Origin of the sequence: Streptomyces sp., assembly GCF_031181555.1 — a bacterium.
Classification (GTDB): Bacteria; Actinomycetota; Actinomycetes; order Streptomycetales; family Streptomycetaceae; genus Streptomyces; species Streptomyces fimbriatus.
This window is the reverse complement of sequence record NZ_JAPSKQ010000047.1, coordinates 33,092-40,362: the sequence shown is the minus strand read 5'-3', so window position 1 is coordinate 40,362 and position 7,271 is coordinate 33,092. Positions and strand designations below refer to the sequence as shown.

Sequence of the window (7,271 nt, the reverse complement as noted above, 5' to 3'; positions counted from 1 at the left end):
GTGGCACCGCCTTCCTACTCGGATCGTCCGGCACGTTCCTGCCGGTAGAAGGGGACCATTCACCATGGCCACTGTCACGTTCGACAAGGCGACCCGGATCTACCCGGGTTCCACCAAGCCCGCCGTCGACGCCCTCGACATCGAGATCGCGGACGGCGAGTTCCTCGTCCTGGTCGGTCCGTCCGGCTGCGGCAAGTCCACCTCGCTCCGGATGCTCGCGGGGCTCGAGGACGTCAACGGCGGCGCCATCCGCATCGGTGACCGCGACGTCACGCACCTGCCGCCCAAGGACCGGGACATCGCCATGGTGTTCCAGAACTACGCGCTCTACCCGCACATGACGGTCGCCGACAACATGGGCTTCGCGCTCAAGATCGCCGGCGTCAACAAGGCGGAGATCCGGCAGAAGGTCGAGGAGGCCGCGAAGATCCTCGACCTGACCGAGTACCTGGACCGCAAGCCGAAGGCGCTCTCCGGTGGTCAGCGCCAGCGTGTCGCCATGGGCCGCGCCATCGTGCGTGAGCCGCAGGTCTTCCTCATGGACGAGCCGCTGTCGAACCTCGACGCCAAGCTCCGCGTGTCGACCCGTACGCAGATCGCCTCGCTCCAGCGCCGCCTCGGCATCACCACCGTCTACGTCACCCACGACCAGGTCGAGGCCCTGACGATGGGCGACCGCGTGGCGGTCCTCAAGGACGGTCTGCTCCAGCAGGTCGACAGCCCGCGCAACATGTACGACAAGCCCGCCAACCTCTTCGTCGCCGGCTTCATCGGCTCCCCGGCCATGAACCTGATCGAGGTCCCGGTCACCGACGGCGGTGTGAAGTTCGGCAACTCGGTGGTGCCGGTGCAGCGTGACGCGCTCTCCGCGACCAGCGACAAGACCGTCACCGTGGGCGTCCGCCCCGAGCACTTCGACGTGGCCGGCGCCGACTCCGACCTGGGTGTCGCGGTCACCGTCAACGTCGTCGAGGAGCTGGGCTCCGACGCGTTCGTCTACGGCACCGCCCAGGTCGGCGGCGAGTCCAAGGACCTCGTGGTCCGCGTCGGCGGCCGCGAGGTCCCGGAGAAGGGCAGCCAGCTGCACGTCGTGCCGCGCGCGGGCGAGACCCACGTGTTCTCGACGTCGACCGGTGCGCGCCTGTCCGACTGAGGAACCGGCCGGAGCGCACAACTCCGGTTGATTCACCCGAGGTGATGAAGAAGGGCCCCGCAGGCCGCTGCGGGGCCCTTCTCCTTGTCGACAAATACCCCGGCACAACGGTCATTTCGAGCTCCGTACGTCAACACGTGCTCCCGGAATCCACGGCCTGCCATCCCTCGAACCGGTGACTCGGCGTTTTCGTTCCGCTACCTGCCGCTACCCTCACACGCGTGAAGCACACCACGAACCCTCAGACGCGACGCGGCGGGGGCCCCGCCCTCCGGATCGGCCGCACCCTCGCCTTCGTCCTGCCCGTCGTCCTGGTGCTCTCCGGGACCCTCGCGGTCGCGCGAGTCAACTGGTCGGGGAACCCCTCGAGCCCGGTGCTCACCGCCGCGGACGCCTCCGCCTCCGGCGCCTCCTCGCGCGCCGCCGCCCGCGCGCCGCAGGACGTGCTGCGCGACGCGCTGCTGGTCGAACTCCAGAAGGAGGACCCGGGCGTGGCGCTCACCCACCTCCAGCAGGCCGTCGACGACCGCCCGTCGCTGGCGAAGCACTGCGCGTCCATCGCCCGCGCCCTCGGCAAGGCCGCGGTCCGGGTGTACGGCCCCACCAAGGCCCAGTCCTACGCCCGTCCGGTCTGCGACACCTCCTTCGCGTCGGGGGTCGTCACCGCCCACCGCTGAGCACACGGCCCACCACGCCGGCCGCACCGCGTCGGAGCCGTCGGCGCCGTAAGAGGGACCACCGGACCGACCGCTCGCGGGACACCGCGCACGGTCCACGTACAGTTCGCTCATGACCGATCCGAGCGCCGCGTCCCGCCCCGTTCAAGCCGTCGTCCTGGCCGGCGGCCAAGGCTCCCGGCTTCGTCCGTACACCGACGACCGGCCCAAGCCGATGGTCGAGATCCCCGGTACGGGGACCCCGATCATCGGCCATCAGCTCTCCTGGCTCGCCGAGGAGGGCGTGACGGATGTGGTGGTCTCCTGCGGCCACCTCGCCGAGGTCCTGCAGGAGTGGCTGGAGGCCGCCGATCTGCCCGTCTCCGTCACCACCGTCGTCGAGACGGAGCCCCTCGGCCGCGGCGGCGGCCTGAAGTACGCCGCCGCGCACCTCCCGTACCCGGACCGGCCCTGGTACGCCACCAACGGTGACATCTGGACCCGTTTCTCACTGCGCGACATGGCGGACTTCCACACCGAGCGGGACGCCGTCGCGACCCTCGCCCTGGCCCGCCCGCGCATCCCGTGGGGTGCGGTGCGCACGGACGGCTTCGGCCGCATCACCGACTTCATCGAGGCCCCGCCGTCGACGTTCGAGATCAACGCGGGCGTGTACGTCTTCTCCCCCGAGTTCGCCGGCCTGCTCCCGGAGCGCGGCGACCACGAGCGCACCACGTTCCCGCACCTGGCGCGCGAGCGCAGGCTGGCGGGGTTCCCGATCCCCCAGGGCTCCTACTGGCGGGCGATCGACACCGCGAAGGACCTGTCGGAGGCGGCGAAGGAGCTGGCGGGGCAAGGACGCTGACACACCGTCACCGGCGAACCGGTGACGGCGAAGGGGTCCCGCACGGACGCTGTGCGGGACCCCTTCGCCGTGCGCGGGCGGTGCCCCTACCCCAGGAGGCCGCCCACGAGCCCCGGTTCCCCGGTGGAGCCGCCGCCGCTGCCGCTGCCGCTGTCGCCGCTCGGGGTGCCGCTGCCGCTGCCGGTGGATCCGCCGCCCGAGGTCGGGCCGGAGCTGGTGCTCGGGGCCTGGCCGACCGGGGAGGACTGCCGGGACGGGGCCTGGCCGGTGCTGCCCTGGGTCTGGCTGGGGGCACCGGTGACGGCACCGGCGTCCTGGGTCGCACCGGGGCCGGTGGTCCCGGCGGACGGACCGGTCGGGCCGGACGTCGTGGCGCTCCGGCTGGGCGGGGTGGAGGCCGACGGGGTGCGCTCCTTCGGGGACTCGCCGGGCTCCTGCGGGAGCGGGGAGCCGGGGAGCTCGTTGCGCGGGGCCTCGCCGGGGCCGGGGACCACCACGCGGTCGGCGTCGCGGACGGCGCCGCCGAGCAGCGAGCCGACGAGCAGGGTGAGCCCGCAGACGACGGCGGTGACGAGGGCGCCGCGGCGCAGGACGTAGCGGCGCAGGTCCCAGATGTCGGCGCGGGGGCCGAGCCGGCGCCAGGCACCGCCCGCGAGGCGGCCGTCGACGGAGTAGACGGGGGCGCCCGCGATGATCAGCGGGGACCAGGCGGCGAGGTAGATGATGTCGGGCGTCTCGTAGGCGGGGGCGCTCTTCCAGCTGACGGTGACCAGCAGGGCCGCCGAGAGCAGTGCGCCGACCGTGGCCGCCACGCGCTGCCAGCAGCCGAGGACGGTCAGGACACCGACGACGACCTGGAGGAAGGCGATCGCCAGTCCCGAGCCGACGGGGTGCTCCAGGGCGAACTGGCGCAGCGGCTCGGCGACGTCCCAGGGGTGCAGGGTGTGCAGCCACTTGACCATGGAGCCGCGCGGGCCGCCCTCGAAGTAGAGGGGGTCGCAGAGCTTGCTCATCCCGGCGTAGACGGAGATGGAGCCGAGGAGGACCCGCAGCGGGAGCAGGACGACGCCGAGGTTCATCCGGCGGCCGGGGTAGTAGGCGTGCCGGGCCGGGTCGTCGCCGTGCCGCCTGCCGCGCCCTCCGGTGGCCTCGTCCGGGGCGGCGGGGTGGGCGCCGGTGTCCTCGAACTCGTCGTCCTCGTAGGCGGGTTCGCCGTAGCCGAGGCCGTCGTAGGCGGGTTCGTCGTAGGCGCTGCCGACCGTGCGCATGGGGGGCAGCAGGGGGGTGTCGCCGGGCCGGCGCGGGGCGCCGACGAACGGGGTCGCGAGGGGCTGGGTGGCCGGGCCGTCGTCGTGGTCGCCGTGACCGGCGCCGGGGCGGGGGACGACCCGGGTGCCCCCGGTGTCGGTGAGCGGCTCGTCGGCGTGGCGGACGCCTCCGTGCCGTACCGCCTGGAGGAGCCGGTGGGCGCCGGTGTCGTCGGGGGCGGAGCGGCCGCTCCAGACGACGGGACGGCGCCGGGCGGTGGCCTGGTCCGCCGCACCCATGGTGGTGACGACGGGGATGCGGGCGGTGTCCTCGGCGGCGCTCACGTGCCGTGCGATCCGCGGCGACGAGGCACGCCGCGCCGAAGCGCCCAGCTGCACGCGGAAGCTGGCGTGATTGACGATGACCTGCGCCGGATCGCTCGGCACCTTCACCATGCTCAGCGCGGGAGCGTCGTCGAGTCCCGACGAGCGGTCCCCCGTGGGTGTGCGGGGTGTTCTGGTGTCCACACTCATCTAACCGAGTGACGTGGTGTTAGGACACTGCCGTGACCCGCCGGATGTGTCCGGACCGCGTCAAGCTGGCCCGGACCGTCCGGAACGCCCCGTGCGGGTGATGACACCGAACGCCCGTTCGGGCGCGACGACCGGCCCCGGTCGCGTCAGCCCCGGCGCCGAGCCGCCTCGTACAGGACGATGCCCGCCGCCACACCGGCGTTGAGCGACTCCGCGCCGCCCGGCATCGGGATCCGCACCCGGAAGTCGCACGTCTCGCCGACCAGCCGGGACAGCCCCTTGCCCTCGCTGCCGACGACGATGACGACCGGGCCTTCGAGCGCGTCCAGCTCGCCGATCCCGGCCTCCCCGTCGGCGGCCAGGCCGACGACCACGATCCCGGCCTTCTTGTACGCCTCCAGGGCGCGCGTGAGGTTGGTGGCGCGGGCGACGGGCGTACGGGCGGCCGTACCCGCGGACGTCTTCCAGGCACCGGCGGTCATGCCGGCGGCGCGCCGCTCGGGCACGACGACGCCGTGGCCGCCGAAGGCGGAGACGGAGCGGACGACGGCGCCGAGGTTGCGCGGGTCGGTGACGCCGTCGAGGGCGACGATCAGCGGGTCCTCGCCCTCGTCGTGGGCGGCCGCGACGAGGTCCTCGGGGTGGGCGTACTCGTACGGCGGGACCTGGAGGACCAGGCCCTGGTGGTTCAGGCCGTTGGTCATGCGGTCGAGTTCGGGGCGGGGCGCCTCCATGAGGTTGATCCCGCCGCGCTCGGCCGCGAGCTGGAGCGCCTCGCGCACCCGCTCGTCGTTGTCGATGAACTGCTGGACGTACAGCGTGGAGGCGGGCACGCCCTCGCGCAGCGCCTCGACGACGGGGTTGCGCCCGACGACGAGTTCGGACGTCGAGCGGCCGCCGCCGCGCCGCTGCGGGGTGCGGCCCTGGGCGCGGCGCGCCTTCGCCTGGGCGGCGCGCTGCTTGGCGTGGCCCTTGCGCATCTCGGCGGGCGGCGTCGGCCCCTTGCCTTCGAGGCCCCGGCGTCGCTGGCCGCCACTGCCGACCTGCGCGCCCTTCTTGCCGGACATGCGGCGGTTGTTCGCGGCCATGAGGTATCCGTCTTTCGTGAAGTGGTGGGTGCGTGCGTTGCGTCTGTCGCGTCTATGGAGTGTGTCTATGAAGTGTGCCGCCCGGAGCCCCGGGCGGCACAGTCGATCACGGGGAGCCGTGGGGCTCCCGTGGACCCCGGGGTTCCTCAGCGCGGGCCGAGGCTCCAGCGCGGTCCCTGCGGGCTGTCCTCGACGACCAGTCCCGCCTGGCCCAGCCGGTCGCGGATGGCGTCCGCGGTGGGCCAGTCCTTGCGGGCCCGGGCGGCCTCGCGCTGGTCGAGGACGAGGCGTACGAGGCTGTCGATCACGCCGTGCAGGTCCTCGCCCCGGTCGCTCTCACCGGCCCAGTGCGGGTCGAGGGGGTCGAGACCGAGGACGCCGAGCATGGCGCGGACCTCGGCGAGGCGGGCGACGGCGGCTTCCTTGTCGTCGGCGGCCAGCGCGCTGTTGCCCTGCCGGACGGTGGTGTGCACCACCGCCAGCGCCTGCGGGACGCCCAGGTCGTCGTCCATGGCCTCGGCGAAGGCGGGCGGCACCTCGGCGGACGGCTCGACCGGCCCTCCGGCGAGTTCCGCGGCGCGCTGCACGAAGCCCTCGATCCGGGCGAACGCGGACTCGGCCTCGCGCAGGGCCTCCTCGCTGTACTCGATCATCGAGCGGTAGTGCGGGGTGCCGAGGTAGTAGCGCAGCACGATGGGCCGCCAGCGCTTGACCATCTCGCTGACGAGCACCGAGTTGCCGAGCGACTTCGACATCTTCTCGCCGCTCATGGTGACCCAGGCGTTGTGCACCCAGTAGCGGGCGAACTCGTCGCCGTAGGCCTTGGCCTGGGCGATCTCGTTCTCGTGGTGCGGGAAGACCAGGTCGAGGCCGCCGCCGTGGATGTCGAAGGCGGTGCCGAGGTACTTGTGCGCCATCGCCGAGCACTCCAGGTGCCAGCCCGGGCGCCCGCGGCCCCACGGCGTCTCCCAGCTCGGCTCGCCGGGCTTGGCCGCCTTCCACATGGCGAAGTCGCGCGGGTCGCGCTTGCCGGTCTCGCCCTCGCCGGAGGGCTGGAGGAGGTTCTCCAGCTCCTGGTTGGACAGCTTCAGGTACTCCGGGAACGAGGTGACGGCGAAGTAGACGTTGCCGTCGGCCTCGTAGGCGTGGCCGCGCTCGATGAGGCCGCGCATCATCTCGACCATCTCGGTGATGTGGCCGGTGGCGCGCGGCTCGTAGGTGGGGGGCAGGCAGCCGAGGGCGTGGTAGCCGTCGGTGAAGGCGCGCTCGTTCTCGTAACCGATGGACCACCAGGGGCGGCCCTGCTCGGCGGACTTGGCGATGATCTTGTCGTCGATGTCGGTGACGTTGCGGATGAACGTCACGTCCAGGCCGCGGTACTCGAACCAGCGGCGCATGATGTCGAAGTTCAGCCCCGAGCGGATGTGCCCGATGTGCGGTGCCGCCTGCACGGTGGCACCACACAGGTAGATCGAGACGCAACCCGGCCGGAGCGGGGTGAAGTCACGGATCTGCCGGGCGCTGGTGTCGTACAGGCGAATAGTCACCCCTCCAGGGTAGTGGGCACCGGGGTGTGCCAGGTGCCTTCCGGGGCTTTGTCGGACACGGGTCGTCGACGCGGACACCGGGCGCCTGGCCACCGGGACGCCGGGGGTGGACCGCCGGACGCCGGACCGTCGCGCCGGCGGGCGCGGGCCGCGGGCCGCGGGCGCACAGCGCAGTGGGCGC

Annotated in this window: 6 protein-coding genes; 3 read left to right on the top strand and 3 right to left on the bottom strand. The window is 73.0% G+C overall.

Annotated features, from left to right (window positions below; translation table 11 throughout):
- Positions 1–64: 64 nt before the first annotated feature.
- The 3 genes from RIM90_RS12780 to RIM90_RS12770 all read left to right on the top strand — a co-directional run bounded on the left by RIM90_RS12780 (position 65) and on the right by RIM90_RS12770 (position 2,674).
- Positions 65–1,153: a sn-glycerol-3-phosphate ABC transporter ATP-binding protein UgpC gene (locus RIM90_RS12780; protein WP_309060778.1), complete on the top strand. Its 1,089-nt coding sequence runs from the start codon at positions 65–67 to the stop codon at positions 1,151–1,153.
- A gap of 221 nt (positions 1,154–1,374) precedes the next feature.
- On the top strand, positions 1,375–1,830 hold the full coding sequence (locus tag RIM90_RS12775; protein WP_309060777.1) for a hypothetical protein: 456 nt from the start codon (positions 1,375–1,377) through the stop codon (positions 1,828–1,830).
- A 112-nt stretch (positions 1,831–1,942) separates the two neighbouring features.
- Positions 1,943–2,674, top strand: a complete 732-nt coding sequence (locus tag RIM90_RS12770) for a nucleotidyltransferase family protein (RefSeq protein WP_309060776.1) — start codon at positions 1,943–1,945, stop codon at positions 2,672–2,674.
- Positions 2,675–2,760: 86 nt separating this feature from the next.
- Here the strand turns inward: RIM90_RS12770 and RIM90_RS12765 are convergent, their stop codons facing one another.
- The 3 genes from RIM90_RS12765 to cysS form a co-directional block, all read right to left on the bottom strand.
- Positions 2,761–4,455, bottom strand: coding sequence for a DoxX family membrane protein (locus RIM90_RS12765; RefSeq protein WP_309060775.1), 1,695 nt, complete (start codon positions 4,453–4,455; stop codon positions 2,761–2,763).
- A 146-nt stretch (positions 4,456–4,601) separates the two neighbouring features.
- Positions 4,602–5,543 carry a 23S rRNA (guanosine(2251)-2'-O)-methyltransferase RlmB gene (gene rlmB, locus RIM90_RS12760; RefSeq protein WP_309060774.1) on the bottom strand — a complete coding sequence of 314 codons (942 nt, stop codon included), beginning with the start codon at positions 5,541–5,543 and terminating at the stop codon, positions 4,602–4,604.
- Positions 5,544–5,689: 146 nt separating this feature from the next.
- Complete coding sequence (gene cysS / locus RIM90_RS12755; protein ID WP_309060773.1) at positions 5,690–7,090, bottom strand: cysteine--tRNA ligase; 1,401 nt, start codon at positions 7,088–7,090, stop codon at positions 5,690–5,692.
- Positions 7,091–7,271: the final 181 nt, after the last annotated feature.